General features: G+C 63.2%; 31 protein-coding genes. 27 read left to right on the forward strand and 4 right to left on the reverse strand.

Translation table 11 applies throughout. From position 1 onward, the window contains the following. Positions 1-6 precede the first annotated feature (6 nt). From ACXJ1Z_RS18780 to ACXJ1Z_RS18800, 5 genes are read left to right on the forward strand one after another with little or no spacing between them, the layout of a single operon-like run. Positions 7-948 (forward strand): ArdC family protein, encoded by a 942-nt coding sequence (locus tag ACXJ1Z_RS18780; protein WP_463781588.1) that lies wholly within the window; start codon positions 7-9, stop codon positions 946-948. Then, complete coding sequence (locus tag ACXJ1Z_RS18785; protein ID WP_463781550.1) at positions 920-1,300, forward strand: hypothetical protein; 381 nt, start codon at positions 920-922, stop codon at positions 1,298-1,300. The genes ACXJ1Z_RS18780 and ACXJ1Z_RS18785 overlap by 29 nt, the downstream gene beginning before the upstream one ends. Positions 1,301-1,352: 52 nt before the next feature. Continuing rightward, positions 1,353-1,997 carry a hypothetical protein gene (locus tag ACXJ1Z_RS18790; protein ID WP_463781552.1) on the forward strand — a complete coding sequence of 215 codons (645 nt, stop codon included), beginning with the start codon at positions 1,353-1,355 and terminating at the stop codon, positions 1,995-1,997. A gap of 9 nt (positions 1,998-2,006) precedes the next feature. Then, positions 2,007-2,621, forward strand: coding sequence for a DUF6927 domain-containing protein (locus tag ACXJ1Z_RS18795; RefSeq protein WP_463781553.1), 615 nt, complete (start codon positions 2,007-2,009; stop codon positions 2,619-2,621). 12 nt (positions 2,622-2,633) lie between these two features. Next, complete coding sequence (locus ACXJ1Z_RS18800) at positions 2,634-2,840, forward strand: hypothetical protein (protein WP_463781554.1); 207 nt, start codon at positions 2,634-2,636, stop codon at positions 2,838-2,840. Between the two features lie 26 nt (positions 2,841-2,866). On the opposite strand, the gene ACXJ1Z_RS18805 is transcribed toward ACXJ1Z_RS18800, so the two are convergent. After that, a complete protein-coding gene (locus ACXJ1Z_RS18805; RefSeq protein ID WP_463781555.1) occupies positions 2,867-3,364 on the reverse strand; it encodes a hypothetical protein in 498 nt (165 codons plus the stop codon). Positions 3,365-3,428: 64 nt separating this feature from the next. On the opposite strand from ACXJ1Z_RS18805, the gene ACXJ1Z_RS18810 reads away from it, so the two are divergent. From ACXJ1Z_RS18810 to ACXJ1Z_RS18845, 8 genes are all read left to right on the forward strand, one after another. Next, positions 3,429-4,721 (forward strand): DUF8535 domain-containing protein, encoded by a 1,293-nt coding sequence (locus ACXJ1Z_RS18810; RefSeq protein ID WP_463781556.1) that lies wholly within the window; start codon positions 3,429-3,431, stop codon positions 4,719-4,721. Between the two features lie 73 nt (positions 4,722-4,794). Then, positions 4,795-5,031, forward strand: a complete 237-nt coding sequence (locus tag ACXJ1Z_RS18815; protein ID WP_463781557.1) for a hypothetical protein — start codon at positions 4,795-4,797, stop codon at positions 5,029-5,031. Positions 5,032-5,553: 522 nt separating this feature from the next. After that, a complete protein-coding gene (locus ACXJ1Z_RS18820) occupies positions 5,554-6,177 on the forward strand; it encodes a DUF7007 domain-containing protein (RefSeq protein ID WP_463781558.1) in 624 nt (207 codons plus the stop codon). 10 nt (positions 6,178-6,187) lie between these two features. Continuing rightward, the gene (locus tag ACXJ1Z_RS18825; RefSeq protein ID WP_463781559.1) at positions 6,188-7,198 is read left to right on the forward strand and encodes a deazapurine DNA modification protein DpdA family protein; all 1,011 of its coding nucleotides are present in this window, start codon (positions 6,188-6,190) and stop codon (positions 7,196-7,198) included. A 68-nt stretch (positions 7,199-7,266) separates the two neighbouring features. Next, positions 7,267-8,598, forward strand: a complete 1,332-nt coding sequence (locus ACXJ1Z_RS18830) for a hypothetical protein (protein ID WP_463781560.1) — start codon at positions 7,267-7,269, stop codon at positions 8,596-8,598. After that, entirely contained in the window at positions 8,558-9,436 is an 879-nt protein-coding gene (locus ACXJ1Z_RS18835; protein WP_463781561.1) for a hypothetical protein, read from the forward strand. The genes ACXJ1Z_RS18830 and ACXJ1Z_RS18835 overlap by 41 nt, the downstream gene beginning before the upstream one ends. A 50-nt stretch (positions 9,437-9,486) precedes the next feature. Further along, positions 9,487-9,786, forward strand: coding sequence for a DUF5983 family protein (locus tag ACXJ1Z_RS18840; protein ID WP_463781562.1), 300 nt, complete (start codon positions 9,487-9,489; stop codon positions 9,784-9,786). 8 nt (positions 9,787-9,794) lie between these two features. Further along, positions 9,795-10,787: an adenine nucleotide alpha hydrolase family protein gene (locus ACXJ1Z_RS18845; protein WP_463781589.1), complete on the forward strand. Its 993-nt coding sequence runs from the start codon at positions 9,795-9,797 to the stop codon at positions 10,785-10,787. A 23-nt stretch (positions 10,788-10,810) separates the two neighbouring features. Here ACXJ1Z_RS18845 and ACXJ1Z_RS18850 read toward each other — a convergent pair whose 3' ends face one another. Further along, positions 10,811-11,119, reverse strand: coding sequence for a hypothetical protein (locus tag ACXJ1Z_RS18850; protein ID WP_463781563.1), 309 nt, complete (start codon positions 11,117-11,119; stop codon positions 10,811-10,813). A gap of 102 nt (positions 11,120-11,221) precedes the next feature. On the opposite strand from ACXJ1Z_RS18850, the gene ACXJ1Z_RS18855 reads away from it, so the two are divergent. The 3 genes from ACXJ1Z_RS18855 to ACXJ1Z_RS18865 are packed head-to-tail and all read left to right on the forward strand — an operon-like array spanning position 11,222 to position 12,000. Continuing rightward, the gene (locus ACXJ1Z_RS18855; protein WP_463781564.1) at positions 11,222-11,578 is read left to right on the forward strand and encodes a DUF3768 domain-containing protein; all 357 of its coding nucleotides are present in this window, start codon (positions 11,222-11,224) and stop codon (positions 11,576-11,578) included. After that, entirely contained in the window at positions 11,578-11,772 is a 195-nt protein-coding gene (locus ACXJ1Z_RS18860) for a hypothetical protein (protein ID WP_463781565.1), read from the forward strand. The genes ACXJ1Z_RS18855 and ACXJ1Z_RS18860 overlap by 1 nt, the downstream gene beginning before the upstream one ends. A 3-nt stretch (positions 11,773-11,775) precedes the next feature. After that, a complete protein-coding gene (locus tag ACXJ1Z_RS18865) occupies positions 11,776-12,000 on the forward strand; it encodes a hypothetical protein (protein WP_463781566.1) in 225 nt (74 codons plus the stop codon). Here ACXJ1Z_RS18865 and ACXJ1Z_RS18870 read toward each other — a convergent pair. Further along, positions 11,987-12,340, reverse strand: a complete 354-nt coding sequence (locus ACXJ1Z_RS18870; RefSeq protein WP_463781567.1) for an integration host factor subunit alpha — start codon at positions 12,338-12,340, stop codon at positions 11,987-11,989. The genes ACXJ1Z_RS18865 and ACXJ1Z_RS18870 overlap by 14 nt on opposite strands. Positions 12,341-12,600: 260 nt before the next feature. On the opposite strand from ACXJ1Z_RS18870, the gene ACXJ1Z_RS18875 reads away from it, so the two are divergent. From ACXJ1Z_RS18875 to ACXJ1Z_RS18920, 10 genes are all read left to right on the forward strand, one after another. Further along, the gene (locus ACXJ1Z_RS18875) at positions 12,601-13,110 is read left to right on the forward strand and encodes a DUF736 domain-containing protein (RefSeq protein WP_463781568.1); all 510 of its coding nucleotides are present in this window, start codon (positions 12,601-12,603) and stop codon (positions 13,108-13,110) included. A 161-nt stretch (positions 13,111-13,271) separates the two neighbouring features. After that, on the forward strand, positions 13,272-13,490 hold the full coding sequence (locus ACXJ1Z_RS18880) for a hypothetical protein (protein WP_463781569.1): 219 nt from the start codon (positions 13,272-13,274) through the stop codon (positions 13,488-13,490). A 42-nt stretch (positions 13,491-13,532) separates the two neighbouring features. Further along, complete coding sequence (locus ACXJ1Z_RS18885) at positions 13,533-13,841, forward strand: hypothetical protein (protein ID WP_463781570.1); 309 nt, start codon at positions 13,533-13,535, stop codon at positions 13,839-13,841. A 5-nt stretch (positions 13,842-13,846) separates the two neighbouring features. Further along, positions 13,847-14,131 carry a hypothetical protein gene (locus tag ACXJ1Z_RS18890; protein WP_463781571.1) on the forward strand — a complete coding sequence of 95 codons (285 nt, stop codon included), beginning with the start codon at positions 13,847-13,849 and terminating at the stop codon, positions 14,129-14,131. 40 nt (positions 14,132-14,171) lie between these two features. After that, positions 14,172-14,393: a hypothetical protein gene (locus ACXJ1Z_RS18895; protein ID WP_463781572.1), complete on the forward strand. Its 222-nt coding sequence runs from the start codon at positions 14,172-14,174 to the stop codon at positions 14,391-14,393. 173 nt (positions 14,394-14,566) lie between these two features. Further along, positions 14,567-15,076 (forward strand): DUF736 domain-containing protein, encoded by a 510-nt coding sequence (locus ACXJ1Z_RS18900; RefSeq protein ID WP_463781573.1) that lies wholly within the window; start codon positions 14,567-14,569, stop codon positions 15,074-15,076. Positions 15,077-15,161: 85 nt separating this feature from the next. Beyond that, on the forward strand, positions 15,162-15,485 hold the full coding sequence (locus ACXJ1Z_RS18905; RefSeq protein ID WP_463781574.1) for a hypothetical protein: 324 nt from the start codon (positions 15,162-15,164) through the stop codon (positions 15,483-15,485). A 726-nt stretch (positions 15,486-16,211) separates the two neighbouring features. Further along, entirely contained in the window at positions 16,212-16,547 is a 336-nt protein-coding gene (locus tag ACXJ1Z_RS18910) for a single-stranded DNA-binding protein (protein WP_463781575.1), read from the forward strand. A gap of 64 nt (positions 16,548-16,611) precedes the next feature. Then, entirely contained in the window at positions 16,612-16,878 is a 267-nt protein-coding gene (locus ACXJ1Z_RS18915; RefSeq protein ID WP_463781576.1) for a hypothetical protein, read from the forward strand. A 91-nt stretch (positions 16,879-16,969) separates the two neighbouring features. Beyond that, entirely contained in the window at positions 16,970-17,413 is a 444-nt protein-coding gene (locus ACXJ1Z_RS18920; protein ID WP_463781577.1) for a hypothetical protein, read from the forward strand. 47 nt (positions 17,414-17,460) lie between these two features. On the opposite strand, the gene ACXJ1Z_RS18925 is transcribed toward ACXJ1Z_RS18920, so the two are convergent. Next, positions 17,461-18,396 (reverse strand): helix-turn-helix transcriptional regulator, encoded by a 936-nt coding sequence (locus ACXJ1Z_RS18925; RefSeq protein WP_463781299.1) that lies wholly within the window; start codon positions 18,394-18,396, stop codon positions 17,461-17,463. Positions 18,397-19,019: 623 nt separating this feature from the next. On the opposite strand from ACXJ1Z_RS18925, the gene ACXJ1Z_RS18930 reads away from it, so the two are divergent. Next, on the forward strand, positions 19,020-20,015 hold the full coding sequence (locus ACXJ1Z_RS18930) for a DUF2493 domain-containing protein (RefSeq protein ID WP_463781300.1): 996 nt from the start codon (positions 19,020-19,022) through the stop codon (positions 20,013-20,015). Positions 20,016-20,243 lie beyond the last annotated feature (228 nt).

Consider the following 20,243-nt stretch of genomic DNA (forward strand, 5'->3'; position numbering starts at 1 on the left):
TGGACCATGCGCCATGCGGCCAAACGCGACATCGCGCAGGAAGTCACCGATATCATCATCGCCAAGATCGAGCAGGGCGTGCTGCCCTGGCGGCGACCCTGGCGCACCTTTGGCGCCAATGGCCGTCCGCTGCGTGCCGGCGGTCAGTCGTACACCGGCATCAATTCGATCCTGCTGTGGGCCATCGCCGACAGCCATGACTATCGCTCGCGCTTCTGGATGACCCAGCGCCAGGCCGATGAGCTTGGCGGTCGGGTCGTAGCGGGGGCAAGGCCGGCGCCCAGCGTCTACTTCAACACCTTTCGCAAGGCACAAGGCCCGACGCTCACCGGCGAAGATGGCGGATCGCGCGTCATCCGGTTCATGCGCTTCTACCAGGTCTACAACTGTGATCAGATCGAAGGGCTGCCGACCCGGTTCCACCCAGATCCCATCGAACTGACGCCGCCAAGTCCGTCTGAACGTCAGGCCGCGATCGACGCCTTCTTTACCCCCATACCCATCGACACGCGTCAGGGTGGCGGACGAGCCTTCTATTCACCAGGCGGCGACTATGTGCAGATGCCGACCAAGGCCGCCTTTATCAGCAGCGATCATCACGCCGCCACGCTGGCGCACGAATACGCCCATGCCACTGGAGCCAGCCACCGGCTCGGAAGAGAATTTGGACGTCGGTTCGGCGACAAGGCGTATGCTTTTGAAGAAATGGTCGCAGATCTGACCAGCGGGATGGTTTGCTCCGATCTTGGGCTGCCGTGCGAATTGCATGACAGTCATGCCAGCTACATTGAAAACTGGCTTGCGATCCTGAAGGGCGACAAAAGTTCCATCATCACCGCCGCGGCCAAAGCCGAACACGCCTATAATTGGCTTTCCTCCTGGTCGAAAAACCGCCCTGAGTTCGAAAGGAGCGAAGGCCGTGACACAGCACTTCCGGCTAACGCTTAGCCTGTCCGCAGACGATCTTCTGATCGTTACCGCGTACATCGAACACGCATTCGACAAGGCAATTCCACGCCAGGTGCCGATCCCACGACCGCTCATCAAGCGATTGCGCGAGATCGCCGAGGCCGACCCCACGGATGCGGCCTTCGAACATCTCATCAAAGGCGGCACGATGGATTGGGATATCGAAAACATTGGCGTCGACACGGTTTGCATCCGGTCATGTCCGGACGGTGCATCGCTGGCCAAGACCGTCGACGTGCTCGGGCGCCTCGCGCCTAGCTGCCTGACAGCGTCGATCCTCTACGAACCCGTCGGCCGCTCGCAGGACCCGCAGGGCCTTGCCCTGCACTGACAAAGAGGAGGGGGAGGGGATCTTGCAATCAACCAGCTGATGGAGGTTTGCAATGTCCTACGACCTGGATTTCCGCTTTCGCCGCGCACTGCATCCCGAAGGTCTCACCACCTTCGCTGCGTGTATCGCTGCACTCAACGATGCCGTCAGCGACGCGCAGCGCGCCGGCCACGACCCGCAAAGCGATCCGGCCGTGAAGCTGTTCGCCAAGCGGCTCACGCGTATGGCCGACGGCTCGGTCGAACAGGAGCATTCCGACGATGCGCCACTGCGCGAAGCGTGCATGGCACGCCTCGCCGAGCTCAAGCACAATCCGGCGATCGTCGCGCTGGTGCGCAAGGGCATCGACTATCTTCCCGAGGACCTACGCGCGTTCAAGCGCGAGGGGCAGCGCGCCGTCCGCCAGATCGCAGCCGAGCTCGGCCTCACACGCAGCGACTATCGGCTCGAATATGTCGCGCCCAACCCGTCGATTGCGGGCGACTATGTGCTGGAAGGGGCGGCTTTGTATTTGCGGCTCTCGGTCGAGCGCTTCGGCTCACCGGCACTGACATACCGGCATCGCCAGTGGAAGAAGCCTGGTCACCGGGTCCGCCACGCGAACGCGGCGAGGCTCGCTGATATCCCGGCGCTCGCACGGCAGATCGCAAGTCACCTGCAGATCGATGTCGCCGGTTCACAACCAACCTTGATGTAGGAGATCACCATGGGATGGCTGACTATGCCGCTCGCCAGCATGGGCGGGCACACGAGCCCCAAGCAGTACCTCGACGCTCAATTTAGTTATGACCGGCCCGCTACCGACGACCTCGCGTCTCATGGCTACCGGGTCATCGAGAGCGCTTGTCCCGGCAACCGGGTCTACTATGCCGCAATACAGCGGTCCGACGATGGTGTTGCTGGCGCGGTGGTCGCAGTTGTTTGCCTTGTCCGCTGGAACCCCAAAGCGGCCGATGGTCACGTATTCGCTTACAAGGACATGGACGAAACCATGGGACCGTACGAAGCCGATTGCCCGCTACGCGTGCTCGAACGGCTCACATCCACCAACAACCCGGTGGCACTGGACTGGCGCCGGCGCTGCTACGCCACGATCCGCCGCCGCTCGCGCAAGCTGCCCGACGGCGCGCTGATCCGGTTTCCAGAGCCGATCGCCTTTGGCGACGACACCCGGCACGAGCTGATGCGAGTCCTTCGTCAGGGAAACCGGATCGTCCTGACCCGCAGCGATGGCGGCGGCCGCTACCGCATCGGCAACCTGCTCGATCGCAAGTTCGAGATCGTGCGTGAGCGCAAGGTCACGCCCACCATATTCACCTGAAAGGCAACTTGAGTGCAGACCGAAACCATCCTCGACCCCCGGCGCCGGCAGCTTTGTAGCCGAAACAATGCCCACCGCCTCGCCCAGCAGATGTGCGAGAACACTGCCTTGCCGTTCGCGGTGATGCGCACCGCTTGCCGACTGCAGCCGTACCGCGTCGTCAGGTCCGGTGAGACGAGCCCGCATGACGCGATAGAGCTGGAAGTCCTCGCCCTGTAATTACGCAATCTGATTACTCGATACGATTACTCGTCGATCACGCCGCCAAGATCGGAATCGAGATACCAAGATGGTCCCTCCTCGAAATTGGGATCGGCGCTGACCAGTGGCCCATCCGGCTGCGCGGCGACGTAGGGATTGACCATGATAGCCGGCCAGGTTGCGGCACGGAACAGATCCGCCGAGATGATCGTGCGCTTGGCGAGGATCTCCTCGAGCCAGCACAGGACATCGAGCATCTGGACGATGCCGCGACCGGCCAGCTGGTAGTAAAGGCAGCGCTGATAGTCATCGCACTGGGTGCCCAGGACCCGCGCAAGCCGCTTTTTCGCGCCGGGCTCGCCCTGGTGAACGCCCTCGACAGCCTCTCTCAGCTCGCGGGTCGAATAGTACGCATCGAACGGCTCGATGCCGATCGACGCGTTGGCGACCATGCGCTTTGCCGGCGTGTTGAGCGGGTCGAGCGCTTCATCCCTGAGTTGAATATCGAGGTCGAAGCGGCCAATCTCGAACTTCTTGGTCATACTGCTCTCCTAATATCGGGAACGTACCAAGAACAAACTTCTGCCGCAAGAGGTAGTTTGAAGTATGTGGCTAGTACCGCGCGACACTAACGGACTTGGCGGACGCCGGGATATTCCCGGTAGCGTGCGCGATGCCCTGGTGCGCTGGTACACAGGCAAGGGCAGTGACGCCGACCACCGCGCATCGGTTACCCTGGTGACGATCGCGCGTGAGAACGAGCAATGGATCGCCTGCAACTGCCTTGGCGACACCAGGCCGCCGCCATTGACCAGCCCCGCCTATCTATCGGAGGCCGAGACCTATTACTTGCGGCGGCTTACAAGCCGCCCGCTGCATCTGCGTCGATGCCCATTCTATCTTCCGCAGGCGCCTGACCGCATCCGCGAGCGTCCCGGCGACAGTCTGTTCGAGATCGAGTTTCCCAAAGGCTTGTTCAACGCGCACAAGAAAGCGCCGGAGAAGCTGGCGCAGCAGCCCGACGACGAGGAGCCAGACGACCGTAGCCGACAGGTCTCGATACCCCGGCTCGGTCGATTGCTGTGGATGCTGCTCGAAGCCGCCCATAGCAACGTCCTGCCGGCACTGCCGCCGCAAGGCCGGCCAGAGCATGGCCTGCGCGATGAGTTCGCGCGTATCCGCGAGGCAGCCGGTCGCTTCCTCATCGCGCCCCGCATCAAGCTGCAGGATCACCTATACTTCAACGTGAAGGACTACGAGGCCCGCCGCGTCCATGCACGGCTGCGCAAGGCCGAGAATCTCTGGCCAGGCGACTTCGCACCGCAAGCATTCCTGCTCCTGGAAGCGCACGCGATTTCCGGCACCACCATCCACACCGGGCTTGGCGACCTCAAGATCCGCAATCGCATCCAGCATACCGGCATTATCAGGGCCAAGGTCGAGCCCCCCTTGATCGTCCTCGCCGTGGTCGGCGAGCATAGCCCGCGCGAGGGCTACCTGCCGCTTCGCGCCTATGCGCAGCCCGTTTTCAAGGGCAACCGGTTCATCCCGGTCGATCGCGAAGACGAGCGCACCTTCCTGGAAACACTCACACGGTTCCAGTACCACATGCGGCGCAAGGGCGTGCAGGTCGCGGTGAAGCGACCGCTGTTCGACATCGTCACCGAGGCCGGCAAGGTGAGGCCGGACGCGATCGTTGCCTTCCTCGATCACCGGACGGGCCTCGAGGCTGACTTTGCCATCCAGCTCCTGCGCGAGACCACGCCAAGGTACGTCGAGATGAAGGCCGGGGAACGTCAGCGCTTCGAGGCGTTTCACCGCACCATCAGCATCGCGACGCATCAACTTGGCGATATGGATTTGGTCGACCGTCTGGAGCGAATGATCGACGAAGCTTGATCGTCCTGTCGATCGCCGCTCCTGAACCCCGTCATCCATAGTCGGCTTTGGCCACCACGTGGGAGCATTGCTCGTGTCCGAATACGAAGAGAATGGCGTTCCGCTCGCTGCGTTCCGACAAGGCCGAGACGTCTACATCATCTACAGTTTCGAGGAAGTGGCGTTCCACTGGGAGCACGATACACGCCGCGTATGGCGCCGCTTTCTACAAGAAGGCAGGCAATCAGCCACAGAAAGTTCCAACCGTTTATTCACCGATGCGCAACTCTATGGACGGTTGGCTTCGAGGCAAGAATATGACGAATACTGACTGCCAGCTGCGAAAGCCGTGCAGACATCGAAGTCCTCCAGATCACACCCCGGCATGAGTCCGGGCTGCGCGAGCATAGCCACACACTCCAGGATCGATGGATCCTCGCGTGGACCGATGACGTCGATGACGTCGATCAATCGAGAGCCCGCCGCCGACATCCCCCTCAACGCTGCAGCATTCCATAACGCATCGGTGTCGCGCGCCGTCAACGCGACGGTTATCACGGCGGTCTGATGACGTAGATTGGCTGGTTCAATGGCCGTTTGAGTGCACGTCGAGTTAAACTCATGCATAGCGGCTGTGGCCCTGTTGTTGGCGGTTCCTTGACGAACTTCGCGATGGCAACGCGCGGTAATAAGGACTTTACCGTAGTTTTGAGCAACCGGTTCATTTGCACTAGCTAATCGGCGACGATCACACGGGATGCGAGCACGCCATGGGATGCCTTGGAAGCTCCCGGCAAACGCCGGGGATAAGGAGGAGGGGGAAGGGAACGACGAACTCACACAGGAGATCGTCATGAAGAAGTTTGCCTCGACGCCCCGCCCGCAATGGTCCGATTGGGACGCTATCCATGAAGCGGAGCAGATCCTCCCAGGCATCTGGTCTGTATCCACCGCCTCGCATGGCGGCCTGATCCTGTCGGGCGAACGCCAGGAGGCGATGCCCGAGGCGCTCAGGATCGAAGGCGGCTCCTACGAGGAGGACGTCAACTGGTCCCATGTCATACTCGCGTTCGAAGCCGAGTTTCGCGAACACTCCAAGCTGACGCCCGCCTACATCGACCTTGCGCGTGATAGCGTACGCTGCTGGCACCCTGACGCCTTCACGGCATTCACCGGCGAGCCGGTGACGGAAGAAGAATCCTTCATCCTCAAGCGCCGGCGCGCCAAACAGGCCTGCATCGGCCAACTGTGCGTCAAAGCTGCATGGGGCGACTGGGCGGATTGGGTGCCGCAAAGCAAGACGGGCGTCCTGGGGGCGGTAATCCGCTCGGTCGACCATTTAGGCCATGAGACATACGAGGATGCACGCCAGTACGCCCTGGTCGACGCCGAGATCTACGCGGCCCGATCGGACCCTGCCTCCTTTGCGAGCCTGAATGCCGAGCTGATCGACTGCCCGGCCGGCATGACCCTCTAAGGCGAAGGCCATGATCGAAATCATCCTGGGCCTGCCTCACCTTAGGCAGGGCCCAATCTTGCGCCGTGCGCTCACGCTCAAGACACCCGTTCTCGTGTCGGCAAGCGCACTGGCGTGCTGGCGCCGCATCGATGGCTGCCGGCGCTGGACAGGTTGGGACTTTGCGCAGCTGCGCAACCTGCCTGCCGACGTCCAGACCATTCTCGATTGCGGGGGCTTCACGAGTCACGTTGTCTACGGCGGCTTTCCCTGGTCGATCGACGACTACATCGGCCTCGCGACGGCTCACCCGTTCCGCCAGTTCGCGAGCTTCGATTATCCGTGCGAGGCCGAAATTGCCGCCGACGATGCCGCGGTGAAAGAGCGGATCTCGCGCACGATAGGGGCTAACCGGGAAACCCGGCGCCGTGCCGAAGATGCCGGTATTGCCGACAGGTTCATGCCGGTGCTGCAGGGACGTAGCCCCAGCGACTACGAACGGTGCGCCGATGCCCTGGCATGGTCGATGATCCCTGGCCGCACGGTCGGCGTGGGATCGATGTGCCGGCGCGACGTGCCAGGGCCAGAAGGCTTGATCGCAGTCGTCGAGCATCTCGATCGCATCCTGCCTGTCGGCGTGAGGCTGCACTGCTTCGGCGTCAAAGGCTCGGCCCTGCCGTTCCTGCGGCCATTCGAGCAGCGGATCGCCAGTATCGACTCCCAGGCCTACGGGATTGCGGCAAGGCATGACGCTCTGCGCCGCGGCGTATCCAAGACCGACGGGCTTGTGGCACAGCACATGACCCGATGGTTTTTGCGCCAGCGACGCGCCGCCAGCGGACCACCCCGCCAACTTGCGGCCACCCTGCGGCCAAGGCCGAAATTGGCGCCATGCGGCCCGTGGGAAGCGGCGATCGCCAAGGCCCGCGAGCAAATCGGCGCGCTGATCGAGAGCGGCGACCTCGATCACGACGAACTCACCGAGTGCTGGGTAGAGCAGTGGGCGGCCGAGATCTTCGCCGATCAACGTCAGGCCTCCTGACAAAGAGGAGGGGGAAGGGGGGGCCGAACACGTCGAACATGCGGCGTGAACCATCTGGAGCTGTCCTCATGGAACAAGACACCCTGAACGTCACCGATCCAGCGACCTGGTTGACCCGCGGTCGCAGCCGCGCCGAGGCCGACGCGCTTGCCAAGGCCTGGTGCGATTTCCCCGATCTACCTGCAAATGCACCAGCGCAGAGCCGGATGGCGCGCACGCGAGAGCGCACGATCGCAATGCGGCCGATCTTCGAGGCCATGCAAGCGCGGACCGAGGCCGAACGCCAGGCCAACAACTTCGCGTTCATGCAGCGCAAGATCGCGCGCAACGACGCCAACGAGCAGGATAAGGCGATCGTGCGCGGCCGCGATGAGCATGGCTACGATTGGGATTGTGCGGTCCAGTATGCACAAGGGTGGTACGCCGCCGTGGCAGGGTGGGCGCATCGCGGCGCGATCGCGACGCGCAGCGAGGCCGCGATGCGCCTGCGAGCCGCGTACGACCATGGGTTTGCCCAAGGCGGCGGCGACACGACGGATGTGTTTGACGCGGCGCGCCGCGCGAACATCGCCGCGTCTGCCGAGGAAAACAGCGCTTCAGGCCAAGCCGCACCCACCAGCGGCAAACTGAAGCCGAGCCTGTGGCCCATGCCGCAAGATGGAACGCGACCGGTTTCCTGGCAGCGCCGGGCCGTCATTCTGGCCGACGTCGACCTGCAGCCTCCGCCAGGACGCGACGGTCGACCCTCCCGGCGTCCTCCGGCGATCGACCTCATCCGCGAGCGTTCGTCGGGGCAGGCCACGATCATCGTTCTGAGCGCCACGAATGGTTTTGTCGCGAGCGACGTATGCCCGCCGGCTACGACGCCGATGACGAACACGCAGGCCGACAGGCTCATCGCCGATGTCAGGCAAGGCGAGGCCTTGCGCGCTCTGCTCGCCGATGGCGAGATCGATGACCTCCTGCTGACCGCGCAAGACCACTACCTGCATGTCCTCGATGCGTTCAGCGACGCGATCCCGGTGCTGCGCACCATGGAGCGCACGCGCAACACACCGCTGCAGCAACGCGCGCACCTCGTCACATGGCTTGGTCGTGGTCGCTTGCCTGGTCAGAATATCGGCGCCGGCCACATCCGCTGGAGCAAGGCATCCAAGGGGCTCACCGCCAGGCTTGGCGAGTTCACCGCCCGCTACGCCGGGCCAGCCCCGGATCGAGGGCACCTGATCCGCGTGTGCCTGGACGACGGAACACGTGCCGAGGGCTTCGTGACCGCCGATCATGCGCCGCTTTCAGCGGACATCCGGATCTCCAGCAAGGCCAGGCTGCGCCAGGAGATGACTCAGGCCCTGCGCAGCTTTGGCGGCGCCACCCGTCTCAGTCCTCGCCTCCCATTCTAAAATCGTCCCCGCGCGCCAAGCGTCCCACGAGGCCGGCATTGCCGGCACGCGGAAAACGCCGTGCGCCTCCTCCTGTGAAGGCAATTACCCAATGAAGATCCGCCTTGAAAAACTGAAACTCTCCCCCGCGCTCTCACAAGAGACGACCGCGTACGCCGGCGTGATCCATCTCGACGGGAAGCCGGCTTTTCATGCCAGCAACCATGGTCACGGCGCGGCCGACAGCTTTCACGCCGTGCAAGGCTATGACGGTCCGAATCTCGAAACCGTGGATCGCTGGCTTGCGGTCAACGAACCGCCGAGCGGACCGCTGGAAGCTGATCCGTTGCTGCGCGCGGCTTACGACTGTGGTCATGCCTGCGACCTGGAGCTTCTCGTCGCACGGCTCATCGACCGCGATCAGGCCGAGCGGCAATTGAAGCGTATGCTCAAGGCCAGTGTCCTGCGGATCGGCGATGACGGCCAGAACTACAAGCTGAAGATGAAGCCGTCCGAGGCCGGCATCGCCGCCGTCCGGCAGACACATGCCGACTGGCTGATCGTGAACGGTGCCTCACCCAAGATCGTCGATCGCGCGCTGAACATCCTGAGCGGGGCGCAAGACGTCGAGGAGAGCGTCTACGAGCGCCAGCGCGAGAACCGTCTTACTCTGGAGGACGCACGCTGGCTGCGCGAACGCAACCATCGTGCTGCCCAGCCATGCCCTGATCTTCACCAGCACCTGACCGACGTGATCGTCGAGCAGGAAGTACGTCTCGAACGCTTCCGCGCCGAGCGCAAGGCCGATCGAGAGCAGCGCAATGGCGCGCAGGCTGTGCCGCAAGCGAGCTCGAAATGAGCGGCGCGGCACCAATTTTTACGCACCGATCAACGCCACAGGATCCGCAGATGGAACTCGCCAGGATGCTGGTTCTCAGCACCGCCCACCTCAGCGCGCAGACCGCCCGCGACTGGATGGCCGTGTGCCCTTGGACGTGCTTCGAAAAGGGCGACTATGGGTGGTTCATGTCCGTCTGCGACGACGTTGGGATTACCGAGGCCGCGGACGTGCCGCTCGAAGTCCGCTCCGCCATCCACGTCGCCAAGCGTGAAGGATGCGAGTGGATCATGTGGGACTGCGATGCATGCTGCATCGACGAGCTGCCCCAATACGAATGGGGCAACGCTCCGCTCGCGGTGCCGGCGTGAGCGCGGCCATGGCGCATAAAGCGCAAGTAACGCCCACTCGGCTGCGCCGATCGCCGGACTACCTCCGCCTTGCGCGCACGCCGACGGTGCTGTCATACGGGGTCGGCGTGGATTCCACCGCGATGCTGATCGAGCTCGTCAGCCAAGGCCGCAAACCCGATCTCGTGCTGACAGCAGACCCGGGCGCCGAAAAACCCGAAACCTATGCGTACCTCGATCTCATGCGCGAGTGGATGGCGGGCCACGGCATTGAATTTCACGTCGTGCGGTACATCACCAAGCGGTTCAAGAACTATCCTGCATACAATGACTTAGCGGGATCGCTGCTAACGAACGGATGCCTCCCCAGCATTGCCTTTGGCCGCAGCAGTTGCAGTTTGAAATATAAAGCCGCGCCGCAGGAGGCCTTCATCAAGGCCTGGCAGCCTGCGGTGGACGCGTGGGCGCGTGGTGAGAAAGTGATCCGCTACATCGGATACGACTTGTCCAAGAGGGACGGACAGCGCCATGCGCACGCGGCGACGATCGACGACGCCTTGTTCGACAACAGCTATCCGCTGCGAGAATGGGATTGGGACCGCACAGCATGCGAGGATCGTATCCGCGCCGAAGGGCTCCCGGTGCCATTGAAATCATCCTGCGTATTCTGCACGGCGATGAAGGCGCACGAGGTCCGCGCGCTGCCGGAATACTGGCTGCGCATGATCGTCCTGATCGAGGCGCGCGCGGCTCCCCGCCTCAGAACCGTCGAAGGCCTCTGGCGTCGATCGACCAAGTCGAAACCTGGTCGAATGACCGACTTCATTCGCATGGAGCGGCTGCTCCCCGAGGCCGAAATCGACCGGATCATCGCATCGGCACCGACGTCGCTGGTGCGCTTCCAGGAAATGGCGGCCGACCACCCGCTTGATACCCGCCCCACGCTCGAAACATGGCTCGCACGCTTTCACGCAGCGACGCCCAAGGGGGCAGCAACGCCCAAACAAGTCCGGAACCGCTGAGCGTCTCAAGATCGGTGCGCTCCTCAGACAGCGAACCAGAAGAATCCGACCACCGACACAATGGCTGCCGAGCATGACAGGCCTATGCGTTCGGTCAGCGAAAAGCGTCGGGCCTGGAGCAGCACCAGCGCCGCCGCCGAGATCAGGCCCGCTGCGAACGCTCCATAGATCGCCCACTCCAGACGATCGAAGACGATGCCGAAGGTCGTCCCGATTGGCAGCGCCGCATGCTGCCAGGCATCGATCGCGAGCAACGCGCCCAGACCGCAGGCGATTATCGCAAAGACCCGCGCCACCAGTGCAATGAAGAGGGCAACAGCACGCGTGACCATGGCGTCGGGTCGCACGCTTGAGACCGTGGGGCAACCAGCACGCGATGTCGCGACGAAGGGTGAGGGGGAAGGGAAGAGCGAACTTGCTGAAAGGAAACGGCCATGCTCGCAACTGCACTCAATTCGACCGAAACCATCGCGCGACTGAACGATCGTGTTCGGCAGGGGCTGGACCGAACCGCAAAGGTGGTGATGACGTCCACGCTTCTTGCCCACGTGTCGGACGGTTCGCTGCCAGGCAAGATCCTCGCTCAAGCCAAGCTGATGAAGGCGGTACGAAACTGCACCTTCAGCCCGGATTCGCCAGAACGCGACTTCGCCCGCTGCGACGTGGACGGCGTCACTGTGCTCATCAAGATGGACTATTACGACCTGCAGCTCGAGTACGGCTCGGAAAACCCCGCTGACGCCTCGATCACCCGTCGCGTGCTGACGATCATGGCATCGGAGGACTACTGATGCGCCGGCTCAGACCCGCCAAGCCTCGCGCGAAGCGCCAGATCGACCAGGCATTGCAACTGATGCGACAAGCACGCAAACTGCTTCGCGAAGCCGGTGCGCCCAAGGCCACGCAAAAGATCAACTTCGCGATCAACAGCGCAGAGGGCGCACGCCGGCACTGCGAACGTCGACCGATGATCCCGGAGCCATGAGCCATGAACCAGACTGCTTTACCCGCACTCCCGACCGAGGGTCTCACCCAGGCTGTCGCGATCAAGGCGGGTTACACCGCGCCTGTGATTGCCGACTGCGCGATGCACACGCTCGAGCTTCTCATCGAACCGAATGCCGATCTGGATTCCACGTTCGTCGCTTACGATCCCGATGAGAACACCTGGTTACAGATCAATGGCTGGCTGTTCGAGTTCAGCGCTGATTAGCCCGCATGCGCGGTCTGACATCCTCGAACGCGGCCTGCTCGCGATCGGCGCGAATGATGCGATCCTTCAGGATGCCACCGGCACGGAACGTCATGACACGTCGCGGCGTAATCGTGTGCTCCACGCCGGTTTTCGGATTGCGGCCGATCCGCTCTGCCTTGTCTAGCAGGACGAATGTCCCGAAGCCGCGTATCTTGACGTTTTCGCCCCGCTCCAACGCTAGACACATATGGTCGAGGATCGATTGAACCAAAGCGGACGACCCCTCGCACGTAAGACCCAGCTCGCGCCGAAAGGCGGCCGCAATAGAAGCCCGCGTAACAGTCTCGACGCTCTGCATAGGTGACGGCGTTCCTTCTTCGACTAAACACAAAGTAATAATCCGTACTTGCAAGCTGCGATAGCACCATCGCAATGAAATCGTCGCTGCGTTGCGCCTCGAATTTCCCTCCACTTCTCGCATTTAAGCCACTTCGCCTCGCCGAATGGCGTGGCGGATACGCGCGTTCGCGCGGGGCCGGGCCGGAAGGGCCCGGGGGAGGAGGGGGAAGGAGGATGGTGGGTCCGGACAATGGGTTCGGGCGCATCAGGAGAAGTGGCATGAGCATGAACATTGGCAATCTGAAGCTGAACGAGCAGGGCACCCCGGTTGGTCGCATCGTGACGCTGGGCTTCAACGCGGTCGTGGCAATGCGCGAGGTCGCCTCGAACAACGCGAAGGCCCCCGCGTTCGACGTGATGGGCCTTTCGGCCGACCGCCGCACCTGGGTTAAGGTCGGTGCACTCTGGGAATATTCGGCCAACGGCTCGGGCGAGAGCTTCTTCTCGGGCCGCATCGATGATCCATCGCTCGATCGCGCTTTGGACGTGGCCCTCTTCCCGCAGGACGACGGCAGCTACAACGTCAGCTGGCGCAGGCCGCAGCGCAAGCGCGAGATGCCCGCCATGGGCGGTGACAGCGCGCTCCCGCCCATGCCGCCTGCAGGTCCCGAGGACGAGCACGGCACCGATCAGACTCACGCCACCGGAGACGGCCTGGGCGACAGCACCGCCCCCGCTCCCAAGACGCCCGCACGTGGCAAGCAGGTCAAGGAGCCCGAAACCGTCTGACATTTCCCCCCGAGGCCGGCGCTTTCCTCCAGCGTCGGCCCACAACCTGGGCTCGCCTCTCGGCCATGAGGCGAGCCCATTTTTTTGCGCGATGCTGGCGCGATCAGGCCGCGGATCAAAGGTGAGGGGGAAAGGGAGCGGGCGTACGAAAGGAGATGAAGATGCCCGCCATAATCTCACAGGAAGCCGCCCGCACGGATCACGTGCCGAGCATCGTCGAGACACTGCAGGCGATCGTCGGCGTGATCGACATGAGCGACCCCGAACACCCGTCCTTTGCCGACAGCGCGGCTGACTGCCTGGATGAGCTTCTGCGGCACGATGCCGAGATTCGCGCCTTGCTGGCGCGCGCGCAGGCTCACCGCCGCGCGCCTCGCTGAAGCCGCGCACTCCAACCAACCACCACATCGAAAGGCTTGCACATGCCGGCGTATCAACTTCGCCTGATGCGCGAACGTCGTTCCGACAACCAGCTACGGCTGCAGATCCTCGAACGGCGCCTCGCACAAGCAGCCGAGGCAGCGACGCGATCAAACCAGTCACTGCCAACGACCTTCGGTCTCTATGCCAGCGACTGGACCAAACGGCATGAAGCCGACTTCCAACGCCGGCTTTGCGAGCTACGGCTCGAAGCGCGCAATGAGATCGGGTCGATCGAGCAGAAGCTCGCCCGTCAAACTGACGCGATCACGGCCTTCCATCTGCGCCAGGCGCGCACCAACCGGAGGTAATCATCATGGCACACGTGCTGGCTATCTATGAAGTCGACCGCGCTTGGGGTGGTCCGGAAGAAGGCGGATGGTGGTATGATTGTGGGCAGCTCGCCCGCATCATCGCCGTCATCCATGACAAGGAGCGAGCCCGAACAATCTGCGAGCGCGCCGACCGGCTCCTGCAGCGCCTTCAGCGCTGCAAGCCTAGCGTCGACTCCGCCGTTTACGCAGGCGGGCGCCACACCGTCATCGTCTTTGAACGGGTCGCTCCCGAGTTCTTCCCGGCGCAGCGACCCCGCTATGAGTAAGGGCGTTGACGCTGGCGATCGTCTGTCGAAGAATGGCGGTATGTCGCAGGACAAAGAAACGATCGACACCAGCCTTGGCAAGGTATGGATCACGCGCTTCGACAACGGCGACGTGTCGATCTGGACACCGCCAGGATCGGCGCAAGGCAACGCGATCGCTGAAATCATCGACGGCCGCGCCGCGTGGAAGCCCAAGTACCGCGCCTGGTTCGTACCGCCGATCCACGCCGATCCGCTGCTCGCCGACATCGAAGACCTCTGACCGGCTGACGCCGCAAAACCAGCCACATCGTCGCCTCAAGCCACCTCGCCTCGCCTGATTGGCGTGGCGGATACGCGCGTTCTCGCGGGGCCGGGCCGGAAGGGCCCGGGGGAGGAGGGGGAAAGAGGATGGTGGGTCCGGACAATGGGTTCGGGCGCATCAGGAGACGTGGCATGAGCATGAACATTGGCAATCTGAAGCTGAACGAGCAGGGCACCCCGGTTGGTCGCATCGTGACGCTGGGCTTCAACGCGGTCGTGGCACTGCGCGAGGTCGCCTCGAACAACGAGAAGGCCCCCGCGTTCGACGTGATGGGCCTTTCGGCCGACCGCCGCACCTGGGTTAAGGTCGGTGCACTCTGGGAATATTCGGCCAACGGCTCGGGCGAGAGCTTCTTCTCGGGCCGCATCGATGATCCATCGCTCGATCGCGCTTTGGACGTGGCCCTCTTCCCGCAGGACGACGGCAGCTACAACGTCAGCTGGCGCCGGCCGCAGCGCAAGCGCGAGATGCCCGCCATGGGCGGTGACAGCGCGCTCCCGCCAATGCCGCCTGCAGGTCCCGAGGACGAGCACGGCACCGATCAAACTCACGCCACCGGCGATGGCCTGGGCGACAGCACCGCGCCCGCTCCCAAGACGCCCGCACGTGGCAAGCAGGTCAAGGAGCCCGAAACCGTCTGATTTTCAACCATTCTGGCGCCGGGCACACCCGCCCGGCGCAATCCTTGTACGGAGTACCTTTGCCATGACCCCAACCGTCGCAGGAATGCGGATCGCACGCAGCATCAAATCGGTCGAGGACGACCTTGATACGCTCCTTGCCAGTGCAAGCAGTCTCATCGCCGAGCTTGCCGGCGCACGTGTCGCCACCGGGATCGACGCTCACGCGATACAGCGGCCTATGGCACGCCTGACACGCCTCCAACGAACCTTGGGCGATGCCCGGTCCGATCTGGTTGGAGCCCACAGCGATCTCTTCAGGCTTGCCGAGACGCTGGATATCTCGGTGCGCTGCCCGGATGTCGCTGTTCTGGAGAGCCAGCAAGGGGCCGAGAACGGCGCTGCAGCGATTGAAAGGACCGCCGTCTGACAATCGAGACCTAGGTCTCCAAGAGAAGCCGACGCGTGCCCCCGCGTCGGCGGAAGGACCCGCCCTCCGGTTCCCCCTGCCGGAGTGGCGGGTCTTTCCATGCAACTCACGCGCGTGTTCGCTGCACATCAAGTGCGGCGGACAATGCCGGCACCGCCTCGCTTGGGTTCAGAGGAACCCGATATCTACGACAATCACCGCTGCGGCAGGCCAAGGCGCCGTTTTGCGACGTCCAGGAGCGTGGACGCAGCCCGTCACCGCGGCGCCCTCTATCGTGGCTGCAAACTGCCCTGGCCCTGCTGGTGAGCGTGGAACACCACATCCATGCGCAGACCGATCCGATCCTCTCTCCCGCAGGATGCCGACGCGCGATGGCATTCGATCAGCGTAAGCCGGGCAAGCACGATGATGCTGGCTGTCACGAGAGGCGATCACAAGCGACAGGATCCTTGCGCTAGTAAGGCGAGCCGAATGACGTCGCTCTTTTGCGCGATCAGCCCCCAGAGAGTCCCGGCGCTCCGACCGCCTCGGTAATGCCCCTTGCCCCCGTTCGGGGACCAACCCAACCCCGGCGAACCGGGCCGAGTTGCCCGCTACGCGGCCTGCCCGCACCACCCCGGTCCTTAGGGGTTCCCCTCCGCTGCGCTGCGGTGGGTCAATCCCCGCCCGTGGGCTCATCAGGGGCACCGGCGGACGAACCACCGGTTCAACTGGAGGCTTAGCAAAATGAACATCGTCAACCTGGTCGGTCGCCTTGCCAAGGACCCCGTCGCCCGCGATCGCGGCGACACCCGCATCACCGAGCTCACCCTCGTGACCGAACGCACCCGCATCCGCGACGGCAAGGTCGAGAAGGACCCCGAGACCGGCTACCCGCTCAAGGACGCCGAGTTCCACAAGATCACCATCTTCAACGGCAAGGGCATGGGTGTTCGCAACCACAAGGTGAAGGGTGACCAGCTCGCAGTGACCGGCCGCATCCACTACACCCGCTGGACCGACAACGAAGGCCAGACCCGCTACGGCTGCGAGATCATCGCCGAAGACGTCGAGTTCCTCTGAACCCCAGTAAGGGCGGCGCGATGCGCCGCCCTTACTCTTTGGACCAACGCAGGAGTAACCGGCCATGAAGGACTTCGCCATCACCGCAACCCGCGACCTCGATCGCGCCGCACAGCGCCTCCAGAGCCTGGAACGCTACGCCGATCGCCGCGACCAGCTCATCGATAGCCTCGACCTGGACGCACTCGGACCCAACCAACTCTCACACATCTTCGTCGCCGACGACCGCATCAACGACGATCCTGCCGAGGGTTATCTATACATTAGCTGGCTCGCCCATATGCAGGACGTCAGATCGAGCCTCCCTTCGCCGTTACGTACTGTCACGTAACGGCCTGTTTTCGCGCCGAACAGGCAGCGCCAGGGCTTCGCCTTGGCGCCTAGTGCTGTTATCGGCACTGTATAAATTTAGGGAGAATGCCGTGAGCACGGCCACCGAATGCGACCGCATAACCGACGAGGTCGAAGTGAAGATCATCGACCCAGACCTCGTTGTCAGACTTGAAGTGGACTACACCGCAAATGCTGGGGAGTGGGTCGAAGTCCTGATGGAAGGCCGGTCGCCCGACTTCGAGACCACATTCCCGATCAGCATCACCTTCTACACGCTCCCCGACGATATCGAACACTCCGAGCACGATCGCATACTCAAGCTCCCGAAAACCGATATGCAGCGCGCCGGCGAGGCGGGCTGCCGTATCCGCATCTCCGATATCGCCATGCGCGCGCTACTGGCGCTCATCTCGTCCGGCCATCCACGAACTTTCAGCTTCGACGCCACACCCGCGCCCAAGCAGGCAGCCTTGCTCATCGAGAACTTCGAGTTCTACCTCGAACCCAAACCCGACCCGCGCAGCATCCACTGACAGGCTAACACTGCGCAGAGCCAGTGGACCTGCCTAACTGTGTACCTCTACTGCAAGGTGCTGAACGTACCATCCTCACCTAGATCGGCGATCAGCTCGTCTTCGAACGCATCGGACGCACCCTCGAGCAAATGCATCGGCATCTCGATCATCGCAATCCGGGACGAAGGAAAGAACACCTCGGACTCACTCCCAGCATCGTCAAACGGAACAAACCCGCCCATCTCGCCTGCCAAGTGGCTCACCGTTTCAGCCAACGAAGCACCCTCACTCCGAAACCTGTAAACGGATCCATCGGTCTGCCAGACCCGCGTCTGCGTCAGCATCTCGTATGCCTCGTCCGGATCCAGCTGTTCCGTCGCGACAATCGTCTCAGCCTGTCGCAGAAGCTCTGCCGGGATCTCAGAATCCGGTTCCATATCCACCATCCACGCTGGCACTGCCTTGGCCAGGGCCCGATACGTCTCACGACTGTAGCCACGCTCTACGCCGATGATCCCAACGTCCCTCTCGCTGGGTTCACCCGGGAAATCCGAGGCATCATCGACCAGGTGCAGACGGGCTATCGCACCGGCTCGAACGAACAGCTCCTTGTCCGCCAACGTCACGATATTCAGCAGGTCATCATCCTCGCAGCTGGTCATCTGCATCTCGATCAGAAGACGCCCCTCTTCGGTGATGGGGTAGTACATGGTCTGAGGCGCCATCGGCAGCCGGATCCCAACGTGGCCCCAGAACAGACGCGGGTCTTCGCACAAGTCGCGCAATGACTGATCCCGCTCGTTCGGCGCCTGCGGTAAGTCGAGCAACGCCGGCACACTGGTTCCCAGAATCCGTGCCAGCGCATGAAGCTGTTGAATCGACGGCTCGGTCTTGCCCTGCTCCCAGCGCTGGTACGTCTGCTGCGTCGTGCCGAGCAATTCAGCAACGGACGCCTGCGTCAGGCCAATGCGATTGCGAGCTTCCTTGAGCTTGAGCACCATGACACGATGATCTTCCTACACTGCAAGGGTGTATGGTAACACACATCATGCGATGTTCCAGCACTTTCCGCACGCTGGATCGATACCAGGAGCAAGCACCCATGGCCGCATGCCGCTGCGCGTCACCAGGCTCTATTCCGCTAGGGCCTTTCGCATTGCCGGCAGTAGCCGGCGCGCTCAACGCCCAAGCTCCACCAAGCCCCGCTGCGCGGGTCTCGGCCCTGACGGGTCACGATCCCTTGCGGGAAACCGGGCGGCCCTTCTTCTTTGCGCCACGCTCGATCACACCGGAACAACCGATGGCACAGGGGGGAAGGACGATTTGCTGTTAACCCGCGCGAGGCGCGGGGCAAATCGAACTACTCTCTATCATCTCGGTATCAGACAAGCTTCATCGCCGTAGTATGGGGGCCTCAAGCACGCCTTCCGTCAAGGATGAGCGGTCCCCCCAATTTTGCCGCCGCCCCTACGCTGCGCTCCAGGACAACGACAAAATCGGCTCCCCCACTCCCCGCTTCGCGGCGGCCTGCGGCCGTCCCTGACCTCGACGCGACCGGCCCTCCTGATGAGTTTCATCTTTCATCTGAACGAGATGAGAGAGCGTCAAACTTTGGAGGCCTTTCATGACCAAGATCAACAACTTCGCCGACCTCGCCGCCAACCTTGCCAACGACCGCATCGCCCGCGCCGACGAGACCCACGAGCACAGCTACGACGGCGCCTTCATCGAACACTCGGAGATGGCAAAGCTCAGCATCTACGAAGAGCCGATCGCAACCGAAATGCCCGATCCGGACATGGCCCGCGCAGCCGTCGAGCTTGCCGTCGGCACGATCTTCGACGTCTTTCGCGACACCCGCATGGAGGAGTTCGCGCAGCAGATCGTGTGGGGCTTCGTCAACTCCTTCCACATGACCGCGCGCCTGGCCGAAGGTCGCGAGGACGACGCCGCCAAGAAGCTGGGTGAGCTTGCCCGCAACTACGAACCGTCCGAGATCCACGCCGTCGAACTGGAAGAGACCCAGCTGCTCTGCCAGACCCTGCAGGGTTGCCGCGAGGCTCTGGAGGCCATGCGCGAGCACGCCTCGGCCGTCTATCGGGTCGAGACCGGCAAGCCCTTCACCGCCACGCGCGGCTCGCAGGTATCGCGCAACGGGGTCACCGCCTCGCAGATCAACGCCCGCGACTTCCTCGCCGCACGCAACCGCCAGCGCAACGAGGAGCACGCACCCACCGGTCCGATGGTGATCGTGTCGGGCGGGCAGGTCTGGCACGACCACGAGATGCTTTGGGAGATCCTTGACGACATCAAGGCCCGGGTCCCCGAGATGGTCCTGGCCACGACCGGGATGCGCAAGGGCGTCGACGCCATCGCCACCGCATGGGCTCAAGCGCGCAAGGTCAAGGCGATCAGCTTCATCCCCAACCGCGCACACGGCAACCGCGCACCCTTCCTGCGCAACGAGAACCTGATCAAGCTGCGGCCGATCGAGGCCATCGTCTGCGAGGGCTCGGGCATCCAGTCCAACCTCGCGCAGCGCCTGCGCCAAGCCGGAGTGCCGCTGCACATTCGCCGGCTGAGCAACCAGCGTCCCGCACAATCGGTCCAACGGGCGTAAGCGCCTCTCGGAGGCTCGGGCAGTCGCCCGGGCCTCCTTCCTTCTTTCTCTCGCGCTACAACGCGGCTCAGGGGCATCGAGCCCCATCGCCGCGATCGCGACGTGCCCGACGGGCAGATCGCGGGTGTCCTGCCGAAAGGGGGGATCTCTCTAGTCGTCCTAGTGTGTCGGCCGCGCCGGACGGTCTCAAGGACGGCAGGGTCCCACCATTTTCCTATCGGAAAATCG

The organism is Novosphingobium sp. TK46, assembly GCF_055361525.1.